General features: G+C 71.0%; 26 protein-coding genes. 15 read left to right on the forward strand and 11 right to left on the reverse strand.

The genetic code is table 11. The features are described from left to right. Positions 1–58: 58 nt before the first annotated feature. On the forward strand, positions 59–778 hold the full coding sequence (locus HC362_RS30385; protein WP_243087376.1) for a TetR family transcriptional regulator: 720 nt from the start codon (positions 59–61) through the stop codon (positions 776–778). On the opposite strand, the gene HC362_RS30390 is transcribed toward HC362_RS30385, so the two are convergent. Beyond that, positions 768–1,607, reverse strand: a complete 840-nt coding sequence (locus HC362_RS30390; protein ID WP_243087377.1) for a 2-oxo acid dehydrogenase subunit E2 — start codon at positions 1,605–1,607, stop codon at positions 768–770. The genes HC362_RS30385 and HC362_RS30390 overlap by 11 nt on opposite strands. A 262-nt stretch (positions 1,608–1,869) precedes the next feature. Here HC362_RS30390 and HC362_RS30395 point away from each other — a divergent pair, with 262 nt between their 5' ends. Both HC362_RS30395 and HC362_RS30400 read left to right on the forward strand, forming a co-directional pair. Beyond that, positions 1,870–2,742 (forward strand): DMT family transporter, encoded by an 873-nt coding sequence (locus HC362_RS30395; protein WP_243087379.1) that lies wholly within the window; start codon positions 1,870–1,872, stop codon positions 2,740–2,742. Between the two features lie 99 nt (positions 2,743–2,841). Continuing rightward, positions 2,842–3,381, forward strand: a complete 540-nt coding sequence (locus tag HC362_RS30400) for a type 1 glutamine amidotransferase domain-containing protein (protein WP_243087381.1) — start codon at positions 2,842–2,844, stop codon at positions 3,379–3,381. A 164-nt stretch (positions 3,382–3,545) separates the two neighbouring features. On the opposite strand, the gene HC362_RS30405 is transcribed toward HC362_RS30400, so the two are convergent. The 4 genes from HC362_RS30405 to HC362_RS30420 form a co-directional block, all read right to left on the reverse strand. Then, positions 3,546–3,719, reverse strand: a complete 174-nt coding sequence (locus HC362_RS30405; protein ID WP_243088953.1) for a hypothetical protein — start codon at positions 3,717–3,719, stop codon at positions 3,546–3,548. 136 nt (positions 3,720–3,855) lie between these two features. Next, the gene (locus HC362_RS30410) at positions 3,856–4,827 is read right to left on the reverse strand and encodes a cytochrome c oxidase assembly protein (protein ID WP_243087382.1); all 972 of its coding nucleotides are present in this window, start codon (positions 4,825–4,827) and stop codon (positions 3,856–3,858) included. 150 nt (positions 4,828–4,977) lie between these two features. Further along, a complete protein-coding gene (locus HC362_RS30415) occupies positions 4,978–5,706 on the reverse strand; it encodes a glutamine amidotransferase (protein ID WP_243087383.1) in 729 nt (242 codons plus the stop codon). Between the two features lie 70 nt (positions 5,707–5,776). Next, a complete protein-coding gene (locus HC362_RS30420) occupies positions 5,777–7,015 on the reverse strand; it encodes a MurT ligase domain-containing protein (RefSeq protein WP_243087385.1) in 1,239 nt (412 codons plus the stop codon). Positions 7,016–7,136: 121 nt separating this feature from the next. Here HC362_RS30420 and def point away from each other — a divergent pair, with 121 nt between their 5' ends. After that, the gene (def, locus tag HC362_RS30425) at positions 7,137–7,667 is read left to right on the forward strand and encodes a peptide deformylase (RefSeq protein ID WP_243087387.1); all 531 of its coding nucleotides are present in this window, start codon (positions 7,137–7,139) and stop codon (positions 7,665–7,667) included. 17 nt (positions 7,668–7,684) lie between these two features. Here def and HC362_RS30430 read toward each other — a convergent pair whose 3' ends face one another. Then, the gene (locus HC362_RS30430; protein WP_243087388.1) at positions 7,685–8,329 is read right to left on the reverse strand and encodes a TetR family transcriptional regulator; all 645 of its coding nucleotides are present in this window, start codon (positions 8,327–8,329) and stop codon (positions 7,685–7,687) included. A gap of 161 nt (positions 8,330–8,490) precedes the next feature. On the opposite strand from HC362_RS30430, the gene HC362_RS30435 reads away from it, so the two are divergent. After that, on the forward strand, positions 8,491–9,723 hold the full coding sequence (locus HC362_RS30435; RefSeq protein WP_243087396.1) for an acyl-CoA dehydrogenase family protein: 1,233 nt from the start codon (positions 8,491–8,493) through the stop codon (positions 9,721–9,723). Between the two features lie 19 nt (positions 9,724–9,742). Here HC362_RS30435 and HC362_RS30440 read toward each other — a convergent pair whose 3' ends face one another. Both HC362_RS30440 and HC362_RS30445 read right to left on the reverse strand, forming a co-directional pair. Then, entirely contained in the window at positions 9,743–10,447 is a 705-nt protein-coding gene (locus HC362_RS30440) for a phenylalanine--tRNA ligase beta subunit-related protein (RefSeq protein ID WP_243087397.1), read from the reverse strand. Positions 10,448–10,525: 78 nt separating this feature from the next. Next, positions 10,526–11,143, reverse strand: a complete 618-nt coding sequence (locus HC362_RS30445) for a LysE family translocator (protein ID WP_243087399.1) — start codon at positions 11,141–11,143, stop codon at positions 10,526–10,528. A 28-nt stretch (positions 11,144–11,171) separates the two neighbouring features. On the opposite strand from HC362_RS30445, the gene HC362_RS30450 reads away from it, so the two are divergent. Further along, positions 11,172–12,776 (forward strand): PLP-dependent aminotransferase family protein, encoded by a 1,605-nt coding sequence (locus tag HC362_RS30450; protein WP_243087400.1) that lies wholly within the window; start codon positions 11,172–11,174, stop codon positions 12,774–12,776. On the opposite strand, the gene HC362_RS30455 is transcribed toward HC362_RS30450, so the two are convergent. Beyond that, the gene (locus tag HC362_RS30455) at positions 12,758–13,150 is read right to left on the reverse strand and encodes a VOC family protein (RefSeq protein WP_243087401.1); all 393 of its coding nucleotides are present in this window, start codon (positions 13,148–13,150) and stop codon (positions 12,758–12,760) included. The two genes, HC362_RS30450 and HC362_RS30455, sit on opposite strands and share 19 nt — an antisense overlap. Before the next feature lie 43 nt (positions 13,151–13,193). Here HC362_RS30455 and HC362_RS30460 point away from each other — a divergent pair, with 43 nt between their 5' ends. Beyond that, entirely contained in the window at positions 13,194–13,748 is a 555-nt protein-coding gene (locus HC362_RS30460) for a GNAT family N-acetyltransferase (protein WP_243087402.1), read from the forward strand. A 57-nt stretch (positions 13,749–13,805) separates the two neighbouring features. Here the strand turns inward: HC362_RS30460 and HC362_RS30465 are convergent, their stop codons facing one another. After that, a complete protein-coding gene (locus tag HC362_RS30465; protein ID WP_243087403.1) occupies positions 13,806–14,489 on the reverse strand; it encodes a glycerophosphodiester phosphodiesterase family protein in 684 nt (227 codons plus the stop codon). A gap of 269 nt (positions 14,490–14,758) precedes the next feature. Here HC362_RS30465 and HC362_RS30470 point away from each other — a divergent pair, with 269 nt between their 5' ends. The 6 genes from HC362_RS30470 to HC362_RS30495 all read left to right on the forward strand — a co-directional run bounded on the left by HC362_RS30470 (position 14,759) and on the right by HC362_RS30495 (position 21,314). Beyond that, a complete protein-coding gene (locus tag HC362_RS30470; RefSeq protein ID WP_243087404.1) occupies positions 14,759–16,174 on the forward strand; it encodes a DUF6421 family protein in 1,416 nt (471 codons plus the stop codon). A 59-nt stretch (positions 16,175–16,233) separates the two neighbouring features. Next, on the forward strand, positions 16,234–17,025 hold the full coding sequence (locus HC362_RS30475) for an SDR family NAD(P)-dependent oxidoreductase (protein WP_243087405.1): 792 nt from the start codon (positions 16,234–16,236) through the stop codon (positions 17,023–17,025). After that, positions 17,004–18,113 carry a low specificity L-threonine aldolase gene (locus HC362_RS30480; protein WP_243087406.1) on the forward strand — a complete coding sequence of 370 codons (1,110 nt, stop codon included), beginning with the start codon at positions 17,004–17,006 and terminating at the stop codon, positions 18,111–18,113. The genes HC362_RS30475 and HC362_RS30480 overlap by 22 nt, the downstream gene beginning before the upstream one ends. A gap of 103 nt (positions 18,114–18,216) precedes the next feature. Beyond that, positions 18,217–18,798 (forward strand): transglutaminase family protein, encoded by a 582-nt coding sequence (locus HC362_RS30485; RefSeq protein ID WP_243087408.1) that lies wholly within the window; start codon positions 18,217–18,219, stop codon positions 18,796–18,798. A gap of 181 nt (positions 18,799–18,979) precedes the next feature. Beyond that, positions 18,980–20,821, forward strand: a complete 1,842-nt coding sequence (asnB, locus tag HC362_RS30490; protein ID WP_243087409.1) for an asparagine synthase (glutamine-hydrolyzing) — start codon at positions 18,980–18,982, stop codon at positions 20,819–20,821. Positions 20,822–20,885: 64 nt separating this feature from the next. Beyond that, complete coding sequence (locus HC362_RS30495; protein WP_243087410.1) at positions 20,886–21,314, forward strand: MarR family transcriptional regulator; 429 nt, start codon at positions 20,886–20,888, stop codon at positions 21,312–21,314. 111 nt (positions 21,315–21,425) lie between these two features. On the opposite strand, the gene HC362_RS30500 is transcribed toward HC362_RS30495, so the two are convergent. Continuing rightward, positions 21,426–22,145 (reverse strand): lysophospholipid acyltransferase family protein, encoded by a 720-nt coding sequence (locus tag HC362_RS30500; protein WP_243087411.1) that lies wholly within the window; start codon positions 22,143–22,145, stop codon positions 21,426–21,428. A 146-nt stretch (positions 22,146–22,291) separates the two neighbouring features. Here HC362_RS30500 and HC362_RS30505 point away from each other — a divergent pair, with 146 nt between their 5' ends. Together HC362_RS30505 and HC362_RS30510 are read left to right on the forward strand one after the other, a co-directional pair. Further along, positions 22,292–22,645: a thioredoxin family protein gene (locus tag HC362_RS30505; RefSeq protein WP_243087416.1), complete on the forward strand. Its 354-nt coding sequence runs from the start codon at positions 22,292–22,294 to the stop codon at positions 22,643–22,645. Positions 22,646–22,873: 228 nt separating this feature from the next. After that, positions 22,874–23,665, forward strand: a complete 792-nt coding sequence (locus tag HC362_RS30510) for an electron transfer flavoprotein subunit beta/FixA family protein (protein WP_243087418.1) — start codon at positions 22,874–22,876, stop codon at positions 23,663–23,665. The last annotated feature ends 61 nt before the right edge of the window (positions 23,666–23,726 follow it).

A 23,726-nucleotide genomic window follows, 5' to 3' on the forward strand; every position in this document is an offset into this window, starting at 1 on the left:
CTGTGCCTACTCTTGGTAGGTAGAGCGTACATGCAAAACTGACCGAGGGTAAGCGGGGGTGCGGACATTGGATCAGCAGGCCAGTACGCGCGAGCGGATTCTGCACGAGGCGGAGCGGCTGTTCGTCGAACGCGGTTACCACGCGACGGCCCTGCAGGAGGTCGCCGACCGGGTGGGCATCACCAAGGCCGCGCTGTACTACCACTTCCCCTCGAAGGCGGAGATCCTCGGGGATCTGCTCAACCCGATGACGGCCGAGCTGGAGCAGGTGCTGGAGGACGCGGTCGCCCAGCAGGAGGCCGGCGGTATCGGGGCGGTGCGCAGGACGCTGATAACCGGCTGGCTGGATGTCTTCCTGCGCTACCGCAATACCCTCGTCACCCTTTTGAGGGAGCTGCCGGCGACGCCCTCGGACTCCTTCAGCCGCCTGCTGCGCACCATGGAGTACGGCATCGAGGTCGGAGCCGGCGCCGAGGCGGGCATCCCCGAGCGCATCGCCGTCGCACAGGCCGTCTCGGCGGTCACCGACCCGGTCGCACTGATGCCGCAGCTGACCAACGAGGTGCTGCGGGACCACTTGCTGGCCGGGGCCTGGCGCCTGCTTCCGGATTCGGCCCCCGGCGCGCGCCGGGCGCGGGGCGGACGTCCCAGATCACTGTCGACGGCCGACGCCGACCTGGCCCGGGAGTGGCACGCCAGCGGTGAGCACACGGTGGACTCCATCGCGGCGCGGCTCGGGGTGTCCCGGGCGACCGTCTACCGGCATCTCAAAAAGTAGCCCCCTCATTATGAGACAGTTTTGAGACGTCGTCGCGGTTTCGCGGAACTCGCCGGGGGGTGTCGCAAAAGTCGCCGAAGCTCTCCAGTGCCTCCTTGAGCTCGCCGAGCACATCCGCCGCCTCGGCGCCGTCGATCACCCGGTGGTCGAAGGTGAGCGACAGCGGCAGCACCGGAGCGACGGCGAGCTCTCCGTCCCGTACGACAGGACGGTCGGCCACCGCTCCCAGGCCGAGAGTGACCGTCGTGCCGCCGACCGAGTGGAACGAGGTCACAGGGCGGCGGCCCAGCGACGTCACGGAGAATGTGCCGGTGGTCTCCGCCCGGCGGCGCAGCGGCCGGGTCGCCATCCGGTAAGCGAGCCGCCCCAGCAGCCCCGGGAGCCGGTGCAGGGTGCGCACACCGGCGTACTCGGGCATCACCGCGGGGTCGCCGTCACGGTGGTGCGCGAGCTGCTCGGCGATCTCCTGAAGACTCATCAGATGCAGCTCGGGCAGCACCGCCGAGAGCACCACACGGCGCCCGCCGAGCCGCTTGTCCAGCGTCAGTTTCCCGGCCACCGTGCGGTAGTGGGCCACTCGCGGGCGCAGCCGGCCGCGCAGTGCGGCGTTGGCCTCGGGATGAGCGGCCAGTACCCGCGCCGCCGTGTACAGCACATAGCCGAGGGTCGAACAGCCGCCACTGTCCGCGCTCGCCTGGTGGCGCCGTACGGCGCTCATATCGATCTCCGCGCCCAGGAACACCGGCGCGAAGCCGCGCAGCTCGCTCAGGAAGCAGGCGGTGTGCCGGCGCTGCCTGGGGAACGGGCCGACTCTCAGATCCTTGGTCATGTCCCGTCCGAGGTCCGGTGGCGATGTCGCGCATGTCGGCCCCAGGGTGGCGGCTCCGGCTAGAGGCACCCTGGAAGCGCCATTCGGCCCTCGGGCTTTCATGCTTAGGGGGTGTGCCGCCCGGCCGAGGGCCGGGTGTCGTGGTCTCCGCCTCCCCGGCCACCTAATCTCGGCGGCGCTGTTCCCAGGCGGACGGCGCGGACAGGCGTGCGCACGCGCTGGAGGGCACTCGCACCGTCCGGTCGGCGGAAAGGGGCGTCCCGTGGCTGTCTACGTCTACGGGCTGGTCGCCGCCTGCTTCCTCGGCCTGGGCTTCGTACTGCAACAGGACGCCGCCTCCCGCGCCCCGATTGCCGACGTACTGTCCTTCCGGCTGCTCCTGGACCTGGTGCGGGTCCCGCGCTGGCTGCTGGGCATCGCCAGCATGGTGGCCGGCCAGCTCACCAGCGCCTACGCACTGATGCAGGGCGACCTGTCCACGGTCGAGCCGCTGCTGGCGACCAATCTGGTGTTCGCGATGGTCTTCGCGCGGCGGCTGAGCAGCCAGCGGCTGGGCTGGTCGGGCTGGGGCGGGGTGGTACTGCTCAGCGGCGGAGTGACCGCCTTCATCCTCGCGGGCCGGCCGGAGGGCACCGACCGCGAGGCCGGGCCCCTGCGCCACTGGCTGATCTTCGGCATCCTCGTCGGCATCGCGGTGATTCTGGTGCTCATCGCGCGCCACCTCGAACTGTTCAAGGAACCGCCACTGCTGGCGACCGCGGCCGGCTCGCTCTACGGCCTCCAGGACGCCCTGACCCGCGTCGTCGGCGACATCTACGACTCCTCCGGTCTGGTCGGGGTGCTGCTGACCTGGCAGGGCTACACCATCGTCGCCCTCGCCGTGATCGGACTGGTGCTCGTACAGAGCGCCTTCGAGGGCGGCCCGCTGCGGATGTCGCTGCCGTCCCTGACGGCTTCCGAGCCGCTGGCCGGCATCGCCTGCGGCATCGGCTTCCTGGGGGACTCCATCCGGCTCACGCCGGGCGCGCTGGCAGGCGAGGTCATCGGGCTGCTGGCCGTGGTGGTCGGGGTCTTCATCCTCGGCAGGCACCCGGTGCTGCCGACGGGGAAGCAGCCGGGCACCGAGGAAGGCTGACGGCGCGCGCTTCCCGTTCCCGCGCCCCGACGCATAGGTGACCGTCCCGGTGGGGACCCGGCGGAGCGCACGCGAGATGACGGAAAGGACGTGAGATACGTGCGTGTTGCCTTTCTCGTCGCGCCCGAGGGCGCCGAACAGATCGAGCTGACCGACCCGTGGGACGCCGTCAAGGAGGCGGGCGGCTCGCCTGTCCTGCTCTCCACCCGGGGGGACACCGTCCAGGCGTTCAACCACCTGGACAAGGCCGACACCTTCCCCGTCGACCAACTGGTCTCGCAGGCCGGGCCCGGCGACTTCGACGGACTCGTACTGCCCGGCGGCGTAGCCAACCCCGACTTCCTGCGGACGGACAAGAACGCCGTCGCGTTCGTGAAGGGCTTCTTCGACGCGGGGCTGCCCGTCGCGGCCATCTGCCACGCGCCCTGGACGCTGGTCGAGGCCGATGTGGTGCGCGGCCGTACGCTGACCTCCTATCCGAGCCTGCGCACCGACATCGAGAACGCCGGGGGCACCTGGGTCGACGAGCAGGTCAGGGTCTGCGACGGCGGCAACAACAAGCTGATCACCAGCCGCAAGCCGGCCGATCTGGAGGCGTTCGACAAGGCGTTCCTGACGGAGTTCGGCGCCGGGAGCTGACGCGCCCCGGCACCGTCCGTCGTAGTCGCTTCCCCCCCCCCGATTCCCGTCCCCCTCAGCCACGCGTGACGCGTCCCCCGGTCACGCGTGGCTTTCTCTCAGTCACGCGTGACGCTCCTCCCTCAGTCACGCGGCGCGTCCCCCCAGTTACGCGGCGCGACCCCTCAGTCACGCGTCGCGAAAACTCCCAGTGTGACCAACCCCAGCACGATCCAGCAGAACCAGAGCCATCCGCTGCTCCCCAGCGCCGCGGTGTACGCCGTCACCACCACGAGACCGATGACCGTGCACACGGTCATCGCCTTCGCGGACACCGGCATGCGCGTCATCCCAGACATCACAGCACGTCCTCCTCCCGGCGGCCCCGAGACCTACGGATCGCGCACGGACAGGGGCCGCGGCCAGGTCCCTATGGTCACCCGTCCGTGGCCCCGTGCGCCACTGCGCGCTCCAACGCGCCCGTGCCGATCGCCCTCACGTGCCCCCGGAGTCACCCCGGGTCTGGAGGGAGGCGAGGTAGGCGTTGTAGGCGGCCAGCTCCTTGTCGCCGTCCCGGTCGGCGCGGCGGTCCCGGCGGCGGGCCTGGCGCTGCTCGCTGACGTACCACTGGAACACCAGCGCGATCAGCACCAGCACGGAGGGGATCTCGCTGAACGCCCAGGCGATACCGCCGGCCGCCGTCTGGTCGGAGAGCGCGCTGACGCCGAGCGAGGCCGGCGGGTTCGCGTAGGTGTCCACCATCGGCTCGGAGGCCATCATCAGCGCGATGCCGAAGAAGGCGTGGAACGGCATCCCCGCGAACAGCTCCAGCATCCGCATCACATAGCCGGGGCGGTGCGGGCCGGGATCCACGCCCATGATCGGCCAGAAGAAGACCAGGCCGACGGCGAGGAAGTGCACCATCATCGCGATGTGCCCGGCCTTGGAGCCCATCAGCAGGTCGAACAGCGGCGTGAAGTACAGCGCGTACAGGCTCGCGATGAACAGCGGGATGGTGAACGCCGGATGCGAGATCACCCGCACATAGCGGCTGTGCAGCAGCGCCACCAGCAGCTCCCGGGGGCCCTTGCGCATCCCCTGGCTGCGCGCCGCCGAGGGCAGCGCCCGCAGCGCGAGCGTGACAGGGGCGCCCAGCAGCAGCAGGATCGGCGACAGCATGCTGATCACCATGTGCTGCACCATGTGCACGCTGAAGAGCACCATGCCGTACTCGTTGAGCCCCGTGCACATCACCAGCGCCACCGTGGCCACACCCGCGGTGAAGCCCACCGTGCGGCTGACCGGCCAGGCATCGCCCCGGCGCCGCAGCCGCGCCACTCCCCAGCCGTAGAGCGCCAGCGCGAGCAGACACCCGGTCAGGAAGAACGGCTCGCCGGTGAACTCCAGGCCCCGCGCGAGCGTGAACGGCGGTAGGTCCATCGTCATGCCGTGTCCGCCGTGATCCATCCGAACTCTCCCGCAACCGACCGATAAGCCCGCACCAGACTAGAACGCCCGCCTCCGCCGCCCGCACGGGGGCGGCCGAGGCGGGCGGTTCCGCCGCGAGGCGCGTGTATGACGACGTCGCGCGTGTGACGACGTATGGAGGTGTCCGGATCAGGCGGGCTGGGTCGCCGCCGCGATCCGCTCCTGCCGCAGCGCCTCGTACCAGGTGTCGTCGGTCGGTGGCAGCGCGTTGACATCCAGCGACAGCTTGATCAGGAGGTCCGCGATCTGCGGGTTACGGGCCAGCACCGGGCCGTGCAGATACGTGCCGAAGACCGTGTCCCGCCAGGCGCCCTCGGTGCCGTCGCCCGTGCCGTTGCCGTTGCCGAGCCGCACCCGGGCGAGCGGGCGCACGCCGGGGCCGAGGTGGGTGATGCCCTGGTGGTTCTCGAAGCCGGTGAGCTGCGGGAGGCGCAGCTGCTCGTCGGCTTCGCCCAGGACGTCGCCCACGCACCGCTCGGCCTCGCCCCGGCTGCTGACCACGTCCAGCAGCCCGAGTCCGGCCGAGCGCTCGCCCAGATCGTTGACGAACTCGTGGCCCATGATCTGGTAGCCGGCGCACACCGCGAAGACGATGGCGCCGTTGTCCACGGCCCGGTTCAGACCGCCGTCGCGCAGCAGCCGCTCGGCCGCCAGCCGCTGCGGCCGGTCCTCGCCGCCGCCGATCAGATAGATGTCGCCGGACGTCGGGATCGGCTGGTCCGAGCGGACGTCCAGCCGCTGGACGTCCAGCCCGCGCTGCCGCGCCCGCCGCTCCACCACGAGCGCGTTGCCCTGGTCGCCGTACGTGCTCAGCAGGTCGGGGTAGACCCAGACCAGACGCAGACTCGTGTCACTCATGCCGCCAGTCTCCTCGAGCGGATCGATGGGTCGGGCGCGCGAAGGCCCGGAACCCCCAAGATACGGGTGATCAGTTGCCGACTGCGCGGCGCAGGTCCTGGAAAGCGGTGTAGTTGGCAATCGTCTCGATCCGCCCGGGCGGACACCGGCGCACCGCGTCCGCTGGGCTCTCGCAGACCTGGAAGTTCACGCCCGCGACCTCCAGGCGCACCGCGAGGTCCAGCTTGCGGTCGCCGATCACACAGATCGGGTGCCCGGCCAGCCGTCCGTAGTCCACGTCCCACAGCCAGGAGGTGTCGGTGCCGTCCGCGCCGCGCGCGTTCACCGAGAGGATCACCGGGGTGGGCGGCGGGTCGATCAGGGAGAAGGTCTCCAGCCACCCGGCGGGGTTCTTGGCCAGCAGCAGCCGCATGTCCCGGCCCTCGTACTGGACCACGTCGTACCGCCCGGCGACGGCCTTGACCGCGTACATCCGCTCCAGCGCGACCTGCGGCGGCACCCCGAAGGCGGCGGCCACGGCGGCGGAGGTCGCGGCGTTGGCCTTGTTGGCGCGGCCGGGGAGCTGGAGGTGGATGGGCCAGGCGGAGCCGTGCGGGTCGAGTACGTGGTCGCCGGAGAGCGCCCAGGTCGGCGTCGGACGGCGGAAGCCGCACTCGGCGCAGAACCAGTCGTCGCCGGGGCGCTGCATCACGCCGCCGCACGCCGGGCAGGACCAGGCGTCGTCCTTCCACTCCTGTCCCGCGGCCACCCACACCACGTTGGGGGAGGAGGAGGCCGCCCAGACCACCAGCGGGTCGTCCGCGTTGGCGACGATGACCGCCTTCTGCCCGGAGAGGCCCTCGCGCCACCGCTCGGCGAGCATCCGGGTCTCGGCGGCGCGGTCGAGCTGGTCACGCGAGAGGTTCAGCAGCGCTATGGCCTTGGGCGTCACATCCTTGGCCACACCGGAGAGGTACTTCTCGTCCACCTCGATGACGCCGTAGCGCGCGTTGGAACCGCCGGCCAGCGCCGAGGTGATACCGGCAGGCATGTTGGCGCCCAGCGCGTTGGAGACCACCTCGCCGTTGGCGCGCAGCGCCTCGGCGATCAGCCGGGTGGTCGTCGTCTTGCCGTTGGTGGCGGACACCAGGACCACGTCCAGGTGCTGGGCAAGCCGTTGCAGCAGGTCGGGGTCGAGCCTGAGCGCTACCTTGCCGCCGATCACCGACCCGCTCCCGCGGCCCGCAGCCCGCGACACCGCCGCGGCCGCCTTGCCCGCCGTCACGGCCAGCCGGGACCGCGGCGACAGCGGCTCCGTGTTGCCTGCCATCGTGTCTGAACCTCCTTGCCCCTCGCGCATAGGAGAGAAGCCTACCGAGATCCCGCCGGGCACCTGACCGCGCCACCCCTGCAAAGATCGACAATGCGGTACCGGGCGTAGGCTGACAGTCATGAGACGCGGCCCCATCCCCGGCAGCACGGGCGCCGTACACCCGCTGCGGACGTACGGCGATCCGGTGCTGCACACCGCCGGCCGCCCGGTCGCCGCTGAGGACCGCGCCTCGCTGCCCGCGCTGGTCGAGGACCTGTACGCGACCATGTACGCGGCGTACGGCGTCGGGCTGGCGGCCTGCCAGATCGGGGTGCCGCTGCGGGTGTTCGTCTACGACTGCCCGGACGACGAGGACCGCCGCCATCGGGGCCACGTGGTCAACCCCCGTCTGACGCGTCTGGACGGGATGACCGTGCGCGGTCCCGAGGGATGCCTCTCGCTGCCCGGTCTGGAGGCGCCCACCCCGCGCGCCGACGTGGCCGTGATCGAGGGCGAGGACCTGACCGGAGCGCCGGTGCGGGTGGAGGGCAGCGGCTATTTCGCCCGCTGCCTCCAGCACGAGTACGACCACCTGGAGGGCCGCGTCTACGTCGACCGCCTCACCGGGTGGGCCCGCCGCCGCACACTGCGCGCGGCCCGCAAGTTGTAGCGACCGGCCCCCTGGGCTCAGAACGGGGTACCGCCCACGCGGTCACCGGCGGCAGCGAGCCGCCCCCACAGCAGATCAGCCAGGTGCCGCACCAACACAGCCCGCTCGCAGGGCTTTTCGCGCAGCCACCAGTCCCCGGCGGCATGCATCATGCCGACGATCCCGTGCCCCCAGACCCGGGCCAGCTCCTCGCTCTCGGGTCCCAGGTCGAGCCGTTCGGCGATCACCTTGGCCAGCTCCTCGCCCAGCCGCCGCAGCAGCGGCGCCGAGTGCTGGCCCACGTCGAATCCGCGTTCGCTGCTGGAGGAGTCCTCGGCCGGATGCATCAGGAAGCGGTAGACCTGCGGATGGGCCTCGATGGCGGCCAGGTAGGTGTCCAGGGTGGCCTCCACGCGCTCGCGCCGCTGGCGCGGGGCGTCGAGCGCGGCGCGGAGTGAGGCCAGCAGCGCCTCGGTGTGCCGGGTGGCCAGCGCCCGGTAGAGGCCGCCCTTGTCGCCGAAGTGCCGGTAGAGGATGGGTTTGGTGATACCCGCCTCGGCGGCGATCGCGTTCATGGAGGCCCCGGGACCGTCGCGGAGCACGACCCGTTCGGCGGCTTCCAGCAGCTGTCTGCGGCGCTGCTCGGTGCTGTCGGCCCGGTCGGCCTGCTGTGTGGACTCCACGGTGTCTCTCCCCGCCCCTGTCTGCGTTTCCCCGCCGCAACGTAACACCCTCACGTGCACTGATGCCTCGGCGAAGGGGAGTTGACAGAGGCTACTCACGGGTAACAGACTGCGGATTACCGATGGTAACGAGCTTCTGAGACAGGCGGAGGACCCCGACGATGGCCGAGACCGAGTTCGCACTGGATCTCAACGACGACCAGAAGGAGGTCCGAAGCTGGCTCCACGGATTCGCCGCCGATGTGATGCGCCCCGCGGCCGCCGAGTGGGACGAACGCGAGGAGACCCCCTGGCCGATCATCCAGGAAGCCGCCAAGATCGGCCTGTACTCGCTCGACTTCTACGCCCAGCAGTACTTCGACCCCACCGGACTCGGCATCCCGATGACGATGGAGGAGCTGTTCTGGGGCGACGCGGGTATCGCGCTGTCCATCGTCGGCACGGGGCTGGCCGCCGTCGGGGTGCTCGCCAACGGAACCGAGGAGCAGATCGGCACCTGGGTGCCGCAGATGTACGGCGACGCGAACGATGTGAAGGTCGCCGCCTTCTGCTCCTCCGAGCCGGACGCCGGCTCGGACGTGGCCTCGATGCGCACCCGCGCCGTCTACGACGAGGCCAAGGACGAATGGGTCCTGCGCGGCACCAAGACCTGGGCCACCAACGGCGGCATCGCCAACGTCCACGTGGTCGTGGCGAGCGTCGACCCGGAACTCGGCTCCAAGGGCCACGCCTCCTTCATCGTCCCGCCCGGCACCCCCGGCCTCTCCCAGGGGCAGAAGTTCAAGAAGCACGGCATCCGCGCCTCGCACACCGCCGAAGTCGTCCTCGACGACGTCCGGGTCCCCGGGCACTGCCTGCTCGGCGGCAAGGAGAAGCTGGACGAGCGCCTGGCCCGCGCGCGTGAGCGGGCGAAGGGGAGCGGCGAGAGGGTCAAGAACGCCGCCATGGCCACCTTCGAGGCGTCCCGCCCCGCCGTCGGCGCCATGGCGGTCGGCACCGCGCGTGCCGCCTATGAGGTCGCGCTCGAATACGCCAAGACCCGCGAGCAGTTCGGCCGCCCCATCATCGACAACCAGGGCGTCGCCTTCCAACTGGCCGACATGCGCACCAGCGTCGACGCGGCCCGGCTGCTGGTGTGGCGCGCCTCGTGGATGGGCGTGACCGGCCGTAAGTTCGAGTCGGCCGAGGGCTCGATGTCCAAGCTGTTCGCCAGCGAGACGGCCAAGAAGGTCACGGCCCAGGCCATCCAGCTCCTGGGCGGCAACGGCTACACCCGCGAGTACCCGGTCGAACGGATGCACAGGGACGCGGCCATCTACTCCATATTCGAGGGCACCAGCGAGATCCAGCGCCTGGTCATCGCCCGCACCCTCTCGGGTATGCCGATCCGCTAGAGCACCGACCCGGGCCCGGCTACACCTCGAACCGGGGCGCCGACCGGGTGAGAACGGCGGAGCGCGGAACGGTCTCCCAGTGGGTGCGCAGCGCGTCGGCGAGCACGTCCGTCAGCTCGGCCATCTCACCCGGTGCGGTCTCGTGCAGCGCCTCGGCCACGATCAGTACCTCCTCCGTGTCCTCGCGCACGGCGGACCGGCCGCTCTGCCGGTTGGTCCAGCGGCGCGCGTGGGCCCGGCCCGCCTCGTCGGCGAAGACCACCTCGCCGGGCTCCGGCCGCTCCTCGTCCCCGGCGAAGGTCTCGTAACGCTCGTCGCCCAGCGCGTACCGCACCTGGAGATCCCCCTCGATCCGCGCCAGATCGAAGACGCCCACCGGGATGGCGTAGGCGAGCGAGGCCGCGTTGCACAGGTCGATCAGCGGGTGGATTTCGGGCAGCGACCCCTCCCTGCGGAAGCGCCGCAGCAGCGACTCGGCGGCGCAGCGGTACTGGGTCGGCTTGAGCCCCATCGACGCGAAGGCGCGCCGCCAGGCCTGGATCTGCGGCAGCCCGCTCTCCGTACCCTCGCCCGCGGCGTTGCGTGCCGCCGCCCGCGACCACAGCTCCCGTACGGACGCGTCGACGGGGACGGACGGCCGGGCGGTGATGCCCTTGGCGTGCAGTACCCCGGGCACCAACTGGGGGAAGTCCTGCCACAGGTGCGGGGAGTGCTCGAAGTGCATGGTGCGGTTTCCTCCAAGGAGTGTTCGGGTCGGCGTCGGCTGGGTCGTGGAGCCGGCTGGGTCGGGGAGCCGGTGCGGTCAGAAGAAGGCGAGTCGGGCGCCGAGCGCGGCGAACGTACCGGCGAAGACCCGGCGCATCCACCGCACCACCCGCGGGCGGGAGATGACGTGCGCGCGCATGGTCGCGGCCGCCAGCCCGTAGCAGGCGAAGACGGCGAAGGTCAGCAGTACGAAGACGGCGCTGAGCTCCGTCATGCGCAACACGGCGTGCGGATCGTCCTCCTGCACGAACTGCGGCAGGAACGCCATGAAGAACAGTGTCAGCTTGGGGTTGAGCACGTTGAGCAGGACGGCCGACACCACGACGCTCGACGCCGTACGCGGAGCGCTCCCGGCCTCCCGGCCCTCGGCGTCGGGCGCCGCGAGGGCGCTCTTGTCCCGCAGTGTGCTCCATGCCATCCACAGCAGGTAGGCGACACCGAGGTACTTGAGGATCTGGAAGGCCATGGCGCTGGCGTGCAGCAGCGCGGCGAGCCCTGTGATGGCCGCGAGGGCCTGCGGGAGGGTGCCGAGCGTGCAGCCGAGGGCGGCCACCAGGCTCGCCCGTCTCCCGCGCGAGAGCCCGGCGGCGATCGTGAACAGCACGCCCGTCCCGGGGGTCACCACGATCACCAGTGCGGTCAGCAGAAAGTCCATGCCTTGACCCTGTCGGCAGAATGGGCCTGTGAACAGAGCCAATGGATCTGCGGTCGACAGGACCATAAAGGGCGGCTCGGCGGCTCCGGCGGCCTCCGACTTCCTCCAGCTCACCGCCGAAGCGGTACCCAGGGGCGGCCTGTCGGACTGGCTCGTCGACCGGATCAGGCAGGCCATCGCCGACGGCCGGCTGCCCACCGGCAGCCGGCTGCCCGCCACCCGCGTGCTCGCCGCCGACCTCAAGGTGTCGCGCGGCGTGGTGACCGAGGCGTACCGCCGCCTGGTCGACGACGGCCATGTGGTCGGCCGGGGCCGCGCCGGCACCGTGGTGGCCGCCACCCCGCTGAACGGGACGGGCGGTGCGGCCGGTCCGACCGGTGCGGCCGGTTCGGCCGGCGCCGCCCCGGCCGGCCCCGCCGCCACCGAGGTGTTCGACGCCCAGCAGCGGGCCGGCGTCTTCGACGCCCCGCCGGGCGCCGACGTCTTCGACGCCTTCCGTACGTCCACAGCGCGCATCGACCTGTCGCCCGGGCTCCCCGACCTCGCCGCCTTCCCCCGTACCGCCTGGCTGCGCGCCGAACGCGCCGTCCTGGCCGAACTGGCCTCCTCCGACCTGGGGTACGGCGACCCGCGCGGCACGCGAGCGCTGCGCGGCGCTGTCGCCGGATGGCTGCGCGTCAACCGGGGCATCACCGCGGAGCCCGAGGAGATCATCATCGTCGCCGGTACCGCGCAGGCGCTCGGCCTGCTGGCCCAGGTGCTGCGCGCCGAGGGAGTCGACCGGCTCGCCGTCGAGGACCCCTCCTCCCTCGGCGCACGCCAGCACCTGCACAGCTGGGGGCTGACCACCCCGCCCGTGCCCGTGGACGCCGAGGGAGTACGCGTCGACGCGCTCCGGGCCTCGGGCGCGCCCGCCGTGCTGCTGACCCCGGCGCACCAGTTCCCGACCGGTGTCGTGCTGGGCGGCGAGCGCCGCCGCGAGCTGGTGCGGTGGGCGGGGGAGGGCGGGCTGGTCATCGAGGACGACTACGACGCCGAGCACCGCTACGACCGCGCCCCGGTGGCGGCGCTCGCCGCGATGGCCCCCGACCACGTCTGCTACTCCGGCAGCATCTCCAAACTCCTCGCCCCGGCGCTCCGCGTCGGCTGGCTGCTGGCCCCCGCCCGGTACCGGGACGCGCTGACCGACGCCAAGCGCTTCGCCGACCTGGGCAACGCGGCCCTGCCCCAGCTGGTGCTCGCCAGGCTGATGGAGTCCGGCGCGCTGGAGCGCCACCTACGGCTCATCCGGCGCCGCCACCGGGTCCGCCGCGACGCCATGATCGCGGCCATCCGCAGCCACCTGCCGCACGCGCGTGTCCACGGCGCCGCCGCCGGTCTGCATCTGACGGTCACCTTCCCCTCCGGCGTCCGCGACACCGAGCTGGCCTCCCGCGCCCTCGCGCACGGCGTCAAGACCCAGCCGCTGTCCTGGCACACCCAGTTGCCCGGCCGCCCGGGACTGGTCCTCGGCTACGCGGCCGCGGCACCCACCGCCATCGCGGAGGGCATCGCCGTGCTCGGCACGCTGCTGACCGCCGACGGGCGGCCCGGCGGCGCGGCCCCGGGCCGGGCTCAGATGCCCGGACGGTAGCGCAGCGGATGCTCCGCGGGAATCTGCACCAGCACCAGGCGGTGGCCGTCCGGGTCGGCGATCCACATCTCGATCAGGCCCCAGGGCTCCTCGACAGGCGGCCGCAGGATGTCGGCGCCCGCCGCGCGCAGCTCCTCGTGCGCGGCGGCCACGTCGGCGACCTGGAGCCAGAGCTGGAGGGTGGGGGTCGGCTGCTCCTCGCTCCGCCCGGAGACCTCGAGGAAGCCGCCGCCCAGGAAGTAGACGGTGCCGCGCTCGGGTCCGGTGCCGAACTCGCGGGCGATCTCGAGGCCGAGTGTCCCGCCGTAGAAGGCCCGTGACCTGTCCGGATCGGTGGGCCGCAGCAGTACCCGGCTGCTCAGTACATGCACCATGCCCGCACTCTAGTTCCGCGGCGTGGGGATAGAGTCTGCGGACATGAACGATGCCGCACAGCCGGGCGAGCCGCCCCTGATCTTCCGCCGCGCGGTCGAGTCCGACATCGCGGCGCTCACCGAGCTGGTGGAGTCCGCCTACCGCGGCGAGGCGAGCCGCGCGGGGTGGACCACCGAGGCCGATCTGCTGGACGGCCAGCGGACCGACCCGGAAGGGGTCGCGGGCGTGGTCCGTGCCCCGAAGAGCATCATGCTGCTCGCCGAGCGGGACGGCACCGTCGTCGCTTGCTGCCAGCTCGAACGCCGTGACCAGGGGGCCTACTTCGGCATGTTCGCGGTCAGCCCGCTGCTGCAGGGCGGCGGGGTCGGCCGCAGAGTGCTCGCCGAGGCCGAGCGCACGGTCCGCGCCGAGTGGGGCGCCGAGCAGATGCGGATGCAGGTGATCAAGCAGCGCGCGGACCTGATCGCCTGGTACGAGCGGCGCGGATACACCCGTACAGGAGAGCTGAGCCCCTTCCCCTACGGCGACGAGCGCTTCGGCATTCCCCGCCGCTCCGACCTCGTCTTCGAACTGCTGGTCAAACCGCTGGGTGAGTGATCGGAGAGCGCATCCGGGCCGCGGGCGGGCGACACCCCGCCCGGGCCCGGGACGGGCTCAGTCCGCGCGTTCGACGGCCCGCTTGATGTCAGGCATGTCCGTGACGACGCCGTCCAGGCCCAGCTCCCGTACCCGGGCCAGGTCCTCGTCGGTGTTGACGGTCCAGGTGATGACCTCGATCCCGGCCTGGTGCGCCCGGCGCACCACGTCCGCGTCCACGTGCTGCAGCTCCACCGAGATCATCCCCGCGCCCAGTTTCTCGGCCCTCTCCGGCGCGGTGGGCGTGGAGCGGCCGGCCACCAGCACGATCGGGATGTCCGGCAGGTGTTCGCGGGTCTCGCGGAGCGCCTCGGCGTGGAAGGAGATCACCGTCACCCGCTGGTGCAGCCCGCGCCGCTGGATGGTCTCGGCGAGCACCCGCGCCGCGGCGCGGTCCTTGATCTCCGCTTGCAGCGGGCTGCGTACCGCGTCCACGACCTCCTCGAAGACCGGCACCCGCTCGCCCTGACCCGCGTCCAGCTCGCGCAGCTCGGCCAGGGTGAGATCACCGATCGGGCCGCTGCCGTCGGTCGTACGCGCCACGTCGGCGTCGTGCATCACCACCAGCTCGCCGTCCTTGCTCAGATGCAGGTCGAGTTCGAGGACGTCGAGCCCTTCGCGTTCGGCGCGGACGAAGGAGCGCAGCGTGTTCTCGGGCTCGACGCCCATCACTCCGCGGTGTCCGACGGTGAGCAGTGGCACGGGCGCGCTCGCTTTCGTGCGGTGACGGTCGTGGAGCGCCAGCCTAACGGCCCCCGGTACGCGTTCCGCCGGACGGCGGCGGAGCCTGTCCCGAGCCGGGACGGGTACCGTCCAGCGCTGAAAGGAGGGGCGATGTAGGCCGCTGATCGCCGGAAAAACAGCGGTCTGATCCGGGCAGGACAGGATAATCTCCTGATCTCTCCCCTTGAGCGGGACCGCTCGCACGTATACGGTTTCCTTACGCGAGTTTCTCCTGTGGAGGGGTCGATATGACGGAAATTCTTTCGCAAGTGCCTGCCGAGGGCGGCGTTTCGCCGTCTGCCGGCGGAGCAGTCGAGAGTGTGGCCGCGCACCCCGCCTGGCCGGTGCTGAAGGCCGCCGTGGAAGCCATCCGCCCCGCACAGTCCAAGGACGGCTCGATCGACTTCGAGGCCGAGGGCGCCCCCGCCCGTCAGGAGATCCGGCAGGAGCTCGACCGCGTCGTCGCGGCGGTCGAGGAGCTCTCGCCGCTGCTGCCGCACGACGCCGAGTACCACCGCGCCCTCGTGGCCGACCTGCGCCGCTGGGCCGACGACGGCTTCGGCGTCCCGGACTTCCTCGACTCGCTGCTCGCCTTCCAGCCCGCGCACAACCGGGCCGACGGTCTCCAGCACCTGGTCGTCTTCCCCATGTACACGCAGAACGGCAACCCCGACCGCAACCTGGAGGCGGTCGTCCTGCGCATGGTCTGGCCCGACTGGCTGGCCGAGCTGGAGCGCACCCGCTACGACAACCCGCTCTTCTGCGGCATCACCTTCGAGGACTTCACCTCCGGCTACGACACCCACTCGGCGGTGCTCTTCCCGGAGACCATCGCCGTGCGCGAGGCGCCCGAGCGCTTCAGCTGGGGCGGCATCTTCTGCGACCGCGAGGCGGCCCGCTTCCGCCGCGTCGTCCAGGCCGCCTGCGAGGTCACCAGCCTGCAGCTGCCCGGCGACGCCGAGGAGCTGCTGGCCGACCAGGAGCGCTGCCAGCAGACGTTCGTCCTGTGGGACATGGTCCACGACCGCACCCACAGCCACGGCGATCTGCCCTTCGACCCCTTCATGATCAAGCAGCGGCAGCCGTTCTGGATGTACGGCCTGGAGGAGCTGCGCTGCGACCTGACCGCCTTCCACGAGGCGGCGAAGCTGGAGGCCGACGGCTACCCGCAGGGCCGCGACGTGCAGTACGCGGTGATCCTGGAGCGGCTCTTCCGCTTCCCCGTCACCGGTGAGCGCAAGCGCAACTACGACGGCCTCGGCGGGCAGCTCCTCTTCGCCTACCTCCACCAGCACGACGCGCTGCGCTGGCGGGACAACAAGCTGTCCATCGACTGGGACCTCGCCCGCAAGGTCACCGTCGCGCTGCGCGAGGAGATCGAGACGCTCTACCGCGCGGGCATCGACCGGCCCAAGATCGTCCACTGGTTCAAGGCGTACGAGCTGGTCTCCACCTATCTGGCCCCGCACCCCGGCTCGAAGTGGGCCAAGGGCCCGGACGCGCTGGACCTGACCCTTCCGCCGCGCAAGCTGGTCGACGAGGTGCTGCCGGACGAGTTCCCGCTCAGCATGTTCTACGAAGCCCTCGCGAAGAAGCTCCGGAGTGTGATCGCATCGACCCAGGGGATCACCGCTGACGCTCCGGCCCGGGCCGCCGCCGCATGAGCGGGCAGCCCCCAGGGCACAGCGGAGGGCAGGAGCGGGAGCGCGAGGAGGCGACGGAGATGACAGGCATCACGGACTCGACCACACGGCGTGGTTACGAGGGCAACGGCGAGGGCGATCTGCAGGGGCGGGTGATCGCGGTCGCGGGCGCGGCAGGCCCCGCGGGCCAGGCCACGCTGCTGCGGCTCGCGGAGGAGGGCGCCACCGTGGTGGCCTGCGACGCGGACGCGGAGCGCCTGGCGCAGGCCGTGGACGCCGCGCGCTTCGCGCACGGTGGAGCCACCGTCACCGGTGACACCGTCGACCTGCTCAGCCTGGAGGAGACCCGGGCGTGGGCCGACAAGACGGAGAAGGAGTTCGGCCGGATCGACGGCCTGGTGCACCTGGTCGGCGGCTGGCGCGGCTCGGCCTCGTTCGCCGAGACCGACCTGGCCGACTGGGACACCCTGCACAACCTCCTGGTCCGCACCCTCCAGCACACCTCGCTCGCCTTCGAGGCGCCGCTCAAGCGGGCGGGCGACGGCCGGTTCCTGCTGATCAGCGCGCTGGGCGCGAGCAAGCCGACAGCCGGCAACGCCGCCTACGCGGCCTCCAAGGCGGCGGCCGAGGCGTGGACCCTGGCGCTCGGCGACTCCTTCCGCAAGGCGGGGGGCGAGAGCGGGCCCCCGGCGGCCGCTGTCATCCTGGTGGTCAAGGCACTGGTGAACGACCAGATGCGTGCCGACCGGCCGAACGCGAAGTTCGCCGGCTTCACGGACGTGAAGGACCTTGCGAAGGCTGTCGTCGACACCTGGAACAAGCCCGCCGAAGAACTGAACGGAACCCGCCTGTGGCTGACGCCCAACACCTGAACGACCCGGCCGGGGACGCGGCGGCGCCGGTCACCGACGCCAGGCGCCGCCACGATCCCGACGTCCGCGGCTTCGCCAGCGACAACTACGCGGGCGCGCACCCGGAGATCCTGGCTGCCCTTGCCGTGGCCAACGGCGGCCACCAGTCCGCCTACGGCGCCGACGACTACACCGAGCACCTCCAGACCGTCGTACGCAGCCACTTCGGGCGGCGTGCCGAGGCGTTCCCGGTCTTCAACGGCACCGGTGCCAATGTGGTCGCGCTCCAGGCGCTGACCGACCGCTGGGGTGCGGTCATCTGCGCCGAGAGCGCGCACATCCACGTCGACGAGTGCGGGGCACCGGAGCGGGTGGGGGGCCTCAAGCTGCTGACCGTGCCCACTGAGGACGGCAAGCTGACCCCCGAGCTGATCGACCGGCAGGCGTTCGGCTGGGACGACGAGCACCGCGCCATGCCGCAGGTGGTCTCCCTGGCGCAGAACACCGAACTCGGCACCCTCTACACGGTGGAGGAGATTCGCGCCCTGTGCGACCACGCGCACGAGCGCGGCATGTACGTCCACCTGGACGGGGCCCGTATCGCCAACGCGGCAGCGGCGCTGGACGTTCCGATGCGCGCGTTCACCAACGCCGCCGGTGTGGACATCCTCTCCTTCGGCGGCACCAAGAACGGCATGCTCTTCGGCGAGGCCGTGATCGTCCTCAACCCGGACGCCGTCCGCCATATGAAGCACCTGCGCAAGCTGTCGATGCAGCTGGCCTCCAAGATGCGCTTCATATCGGTGCAGCTGGAGGCGCTGCTGGCCGGGGACCTGTGGCTGCGCAACGCGCGGCACTCCAACGCGATGGCGCAGCGGCTCGCCGAGGGGGTCCGTCAGGTGCCCGGTGTGCAGATCAGCTACCCGGTGCAGGCCAACGCCGTCTTCGCGCGGCTGCCCAACGAGGTGAGTGAACGCCTCCAGAAGCGCTACCGCTTCTACTTCTGGGACGAGGCGGCGGGCGAGGTGCGCTGGATGTGCTCGTTCGACACCACGGAGCAGGACGTGGACGGCTTTCTGGCCGCGCTCCGGGAGGAGATGGGGCGGTAACAGGTCGCGGCAGCGCCCTGCAGCACTCTACTAGACTGCATAATTATGCAGCCCGCCGTAATTCCATTGAGTTACGGCGGGCCGGCCTCTACGCTGACGCGGCATGATGCTCACTCCCGTCACCGCTGACGAGTCCGCCTACCTCGCCGCCGACGACGTCGTCGATCACACCCACCCGCTGGTCCGCGAGACGGCTGCCCGGCTGAGCGCCGGCGCGGACGGCGAGCTGAACGCTTACGCGCGCGCCGCCTACGAGTTCGTCCGCGACACCATCCCGCACTCCGCCGATGTGGGGGACTGGCGTATCACCTGGCGCGCCTCCGATGTGCTCGCCAAGCGGGTCGGCATCTGCCACGCCAAATCTCACGCCCTGGTCGCGCTGTTGCGCGCCGAGGGCATTCCGGCCGGGTTCTGCTACCAGAAGCTCAATGTGCTGCACGGGCTGGTCGCGCTGCGGCTGCCCGGCTCGAGCCGCTGGGTCCGGCAGGATGCGCGAGGCAACAAGCCGGGAGTGAACGCCCAGTTCAGCCTGGACCGCGAGCAACTCGCCTTCTCCGTGTGGCCGGAGAAGGGGGAGTGCGACTACCCGGTGCTCTACGCGGAGCCGCATCCGGTCGTCCTGCGCGCGCTGCGGCAGGCCACGGACCGCACGCAGCTGTGGCAGTTGCTGGACACGGCGTTGTGACGCGGCCCCGCCCCCTCGCCTGCGCTGGTGAGGGGGTGCCCCTGCCGGTGGGGCGTGTTCCCTCTCCCGGTTGGCGTGATCCATGCGCTCCTCCCGTCCCCGGGTATCCGTCGAAATCTGAATGTGACACAGTGGCAGATGTATAGGTGGCCGCTACACATACTGGAGGTGCGGGAAGAGCATGTGCGGAATCACCGGGTGGGTCTCCTACGACAGGAATCTGACGGCCGAGCGGGCGACCGTCGACGCCATGACGGAGACCATGGCCTGCCGCGGTCCCGACGACACCGGCACCTGGATAGCCGGTCCGGCGGCGCTGGGACACCGCAGGCTGGCGATCATCGACCTACCCGGCGGCAGGCAGCCGATGACCGTCGAGACACCCGAGGGCACCGTCGCCCTCGTCTACTCGGGGGAGACCTACAACTACACCGAGCTGCGCCGTGAACTGGCCGGCCGCGGCCACCGGTTCAGCACCGACTCGGACACCGAGGTGGTGCTCCACGCCTATCTGGAGTGGGGCCCCGCCCTGGCCGAGCGGCTGAACGGGATGTACGCCTTCGCCATCTGGGACAGCCGCTCCAAGCAGCTGGTGATGGTCCGCGACCGGATGGGCATCAAGCCCTTCTACTACGCCGAGACCGCCGACGGCGTGCTCTTCGGCTCCGAGCCCAAGGCGATCCTCGCCAACCCGCTGGCCCGCCGCGAGGTCTCACTCGACGGCCTGCGCGAGCTGTTCGCCTTCGTCAAGACGCCCGGCCACGCCGTGTGGGAGGGCATGCGCGAGGTCGAGCCCGGCACGGTGGTGACCGTCGGCGAGAACGGCGTGCGCACCCACGTCTACTGGCAGTTGGAGACCCGGCCGCACACCGACGGCAAGGACGCGACGCTCGCGCACGTACGCGAGCTGATGGACGACATCGTGCGCCGCCAGCTGGTCTCCGACGTACCGCGCTGCACCCTGCTCTCCGGCGGCCTCGACTCCTCGGCGATGACGGCGCTGGCGGCCCGGCAACTGAAGGAGAGGGGCGAGACCGTCCGCAGCTTCGCCGTCGACTTCGTCGGCCAGGCCGAGAACTTCGTCGCGGACGAACTGCGGGCCACCCCCGACACGCCCTTCGTGCACGACGTCGCCCGCGAGTCGGCCACCGAGCACCAGGACATCGTGCTCAGCTCCGACGACCTCGCCGACCCCGAGGTGCGCTCCCGTGTCATCCGGGCCCGTGACATCCCCATGGGCCTCGGCGACATGGACGCGTCGCTCTATCTGCTCTTCAAGGCCATCCGGCAGCACTCGACGGTCGCGTTGTCCGGCGAGTCGGCCGACGAGGTCTTCGGCGGCTACAAGCAGTTCTTCGACGAGGCGGCCCGCAACGCCGAGACCTTCCCATGGCTGGTCCAGTTCGCACAGAACATGGGGGAGGACAGCAATGTCCTCAACGACTCCGTCACCCGCGCTCTCGACCTGCCCGGTTATGTGCGCGACAGCTACTCCTCGGCCGTCTCCTCGGTCCAGCGCCTGGAAGGGGAGAGCGACTTCGAGTACCGGATGCGGGTGATCTGCCACCTCCATCTGACCCGGTTCGTCCGCGTCCTGCTGGACCGGAAGGACCGTGCGAGCATGGCCGTCGGACTGGAGGTGCGCGTACCGTTCTGCGACCACCGGCTGGTGGAGTACGTCTACAACACCCCCTGGGCGCTCAAGTCGTTCGACGGCAGGGAGAAGAGCCTGCTGCGCGAGGCGACAGCCGATCTGCTGCCGCGCTCCGTCTACGAGCGGGTCAAGAGCCCCTACCCCTCCACCCAGGACCCGAAGTACCACACGGCGCTCCAGGAGAACGTCAAGGACCTGCTGGCCGAGCCCTCGCACCAGGTCTTCGACCTGGTCAGCAGGGAGTGGCTGGAGCGGGCAGTCAAGGTGGAGACCCCGCAGATCACCCAGACCGGCCGGCGCGGTCTGGAGCGCGTCCTCGACCTGGCGCTGTGGATGGACATGTACCACCCGACGCTTACACTCTCCTGATCCGATCAAGACCTGATCAGCTCATGATCCACTGATCCGATCAGGACGAGCCCATGGGGGAACGATGGGGACCCGGCAGGACGCGGCGTTCGACATGGTCCTGGCCCTGCACCGGTTGCTGCGGTCGCTGCGCCGGGCCGGCCCGACGGGCGGGCTGCAGCCCACCCAGCTGATCGTCCTGTCCCTGCTGACGGAGTCCGGTCCCAGCAGGATCGGTGTCGTCGCCGACCGGGTCCCCTGTTCCCAGCCGACAGCCACCGCCGTCATCGCCGAGCTGGAGAGCCTCGGGCTCGTACGCCGGGAGCCCGACCCCACCGACGGCCGCGCCACGCGCGTGGCCGTCACCGATGAGGGGATCACCGCCCTGCGCGGCGTCGCCCTCGGCGAGGCCGACGTACTGCTGGAGCGCCTGGACGAGCTCTCGGACGAGGAGGCCGTGGGCGTTTTGGCGACGGCCCCCCTCCTGCGAGCCCTCGCCGACGCGGGGCGCTAGGTTCCCCGGCTTCGAGGGGCGGGTTGCGCCCCCGAAGGGGCGCGGGGAACTGCGCGAGCGACCACGAACGGGCAGTCCGCAGGTCGCGGCAAGGGGCAGACCGGGCGCGGCCTACACCGCGTTGGCCTGTGCAGGGGTCGGTGCGGTGCCGCCCAGGTGGGCGGGCAGCCACCACGCGTCAGCGGCGCTCTGCGGCACGGCTGGATAGGCGCGCTGCGCCGCCTCCAGCAGCTCCTGCACCCGCTCGCGCAGCCGCTCGGTGACGCTGAGTGCCGTCTCGCCCCGTTCCGGCTCGACCGGTTCGCCGACGTGGATGCCGACAGGGAAGTGGTTGCGGCCGAAGTCCCGCTTGTGGCCCTTCGTCCACAGCCGCTGCGTACCCCACAGCGCCACCGGGACCAGCGGCACCCGGGCTTCCTGCGCCAGTCGCGCCGCGCCGGTCTTGAAGTCCTTGAGGGTGAAGGAGGGCGAGATGGTCGCCTCAGGGAAGACGCCGATGACCTCACCGGAGCGCAGCGCTCCCAGCGCGTGCGCGTACGCGTCCTCGCCGCGCGAGCGGTCCACGGGTATGTGCTTCATGGCGCGCATCAGCGGCCCGGAGACCTTGTGCCGGAAGACCGACTCCTTGGCCATGAACCGCACCAGGCGCTTGGCGGGGCGGGCCGCCAGCCCGGTGAAGACGAAGTCCAGGTAGCTGATGTGGTTGCTCACCAGCACGGCGCCGCCGCGCGAGGGCACATGTGCGGTGCCGCGGATGTCGAAGCGCAGGTCGAGAGCCTTGAACCACGCTCGCGCCGCACCGATCACCGGCGGGTAGAGGAGATCTGCCACGTCGGGGTAACCCTTCGTCTCGGGATGCCGGACTTACTCGGATCCTGCTGCTTACCCGTGGGTACTTACGGGTGCGTAACTTCCGGCTCCGGCAGATCGTTCCCCAAAGCGTTGCTCCTGGCTACCCTCACGGCAGACTTGTCCATATGCACGCGGGAATGGAGGGCTTCGTGGCGGAGCAGGCGGAACCGGTGGGCGCCGAGGCGATCGGTGCCGTGGCAGGGCTGGGGGAGCGGGCCACCCTCGTCCAGTTCTCCAGCGCCTTCTGTCAGCCCTGCCGCGCAACCCGGCGCACTCTTGCCGAGGTCGCAGCCATGGTGGAAGGCGTCGTACACGTCGAGATCGACGCCGAGGAGCAGCTGTCCCTGGTGCGCGAACTGGACATCACGGGCACGCCCACGGTACTCGTCCTCGACGCGGCGGGCCGGATCGTCAAGCGGGCCACAGGGCAGCCCCGCAAGGCCGACGTCATCGCGGCGCTCGGCCTCGCCATCGCCTGAGGCGGGCGGTCCCGGGCCCCCGGGGTGATCCAGATCCCGCTCCGTGGCACTCGCTTCGTACCGTCCCGCGTGATGGAGTTGGGCTGTTCACTCTCCCCGTTGGCAACGTCACACCTCGACGGTCTTGAGAACGGGGAACGTGCTGGATGTACTGACGAGTAATATTGTGGACGGACGCCCGGTCCCACCGGACCGGAACCCGTAAGTCGAAGCAGTAGGAGAGCCGGCGTGAGCTTGAGGATCGTTGTCTGTGTGAAGTACGTGCCCGACGCCACCGGTGACCGGCACTTCGCGGAGGACCTGACCACCGACCGTGAGTCGGTCGACGGCCTGCTCTCCGAGCTGGACGAGTACGCGGTCGAGCAGGCGCTGCAGATCGCGGACTCGGACGAGGTCGACGACGCGGAGATCACCGTGCTCACCGTCGGCCCGGAGGACGCCAAGGACGCCCTGCGCAAGGCGCTGTCCATGGGGGCCGACAAGGCCGTGCACGTCGAGGACGACGACCTGCACGGCACCGACGCGCTGGGCACCTCCTACGTCCTGGCCAAGGCCATCGAGAAGACCGGTTACGACCTGGTCGTCTGCGGTATGGCCTCCACCGACGGGACGATGGGCGTCATGCCCGCCATGCTCGCCGAGCGGCTGGGCGTGCCGCAGGTGACGCTGCTGTCCGAGGTCTCCGTGGCGGACGGCAAGGTGACCGGGCGCCGCGACGGCGACGCCGCCACCGAGCAGCTGGAGGCGCAGCTTCCGGCCGTCGTCTCCGTCACCGACCAGTCGGGCGAGGCGCGTTACCCCTCCTTCAAGGGGATCATGGCCGCCAAGAAGAAGCCCGTCGAGTCGCTGGACCTCGACGACCTGGACATCGAGGCCGAGGAGGTCGGCCTGGAGGGCGCCTGGACCAAGGTCGAGGACGTGGCCGAGCGCCCGCCGCGCACCGCGGGCACCGTCGTCAAGGACGAGGGCGACGGCGGCAAGCAGCTCGCGGGCTTCCTCGCGGAGCGCAAGTTCGTCTAAGGCAGCCCGGCAGGCCGCACGCTCGGCAGAGCGCGCCCGCCACCTTCCCTCCGACCTCCCT

This window comes from Streptomyces sp. 891-h (genome assembly GCF_022760275.1).
Lineage (GTDB): Bacteria > Actinomycetota > Actinomycetes > Streptomycetales > Streptomycetaceae > Streptomyces > Streptomyces spirodelae.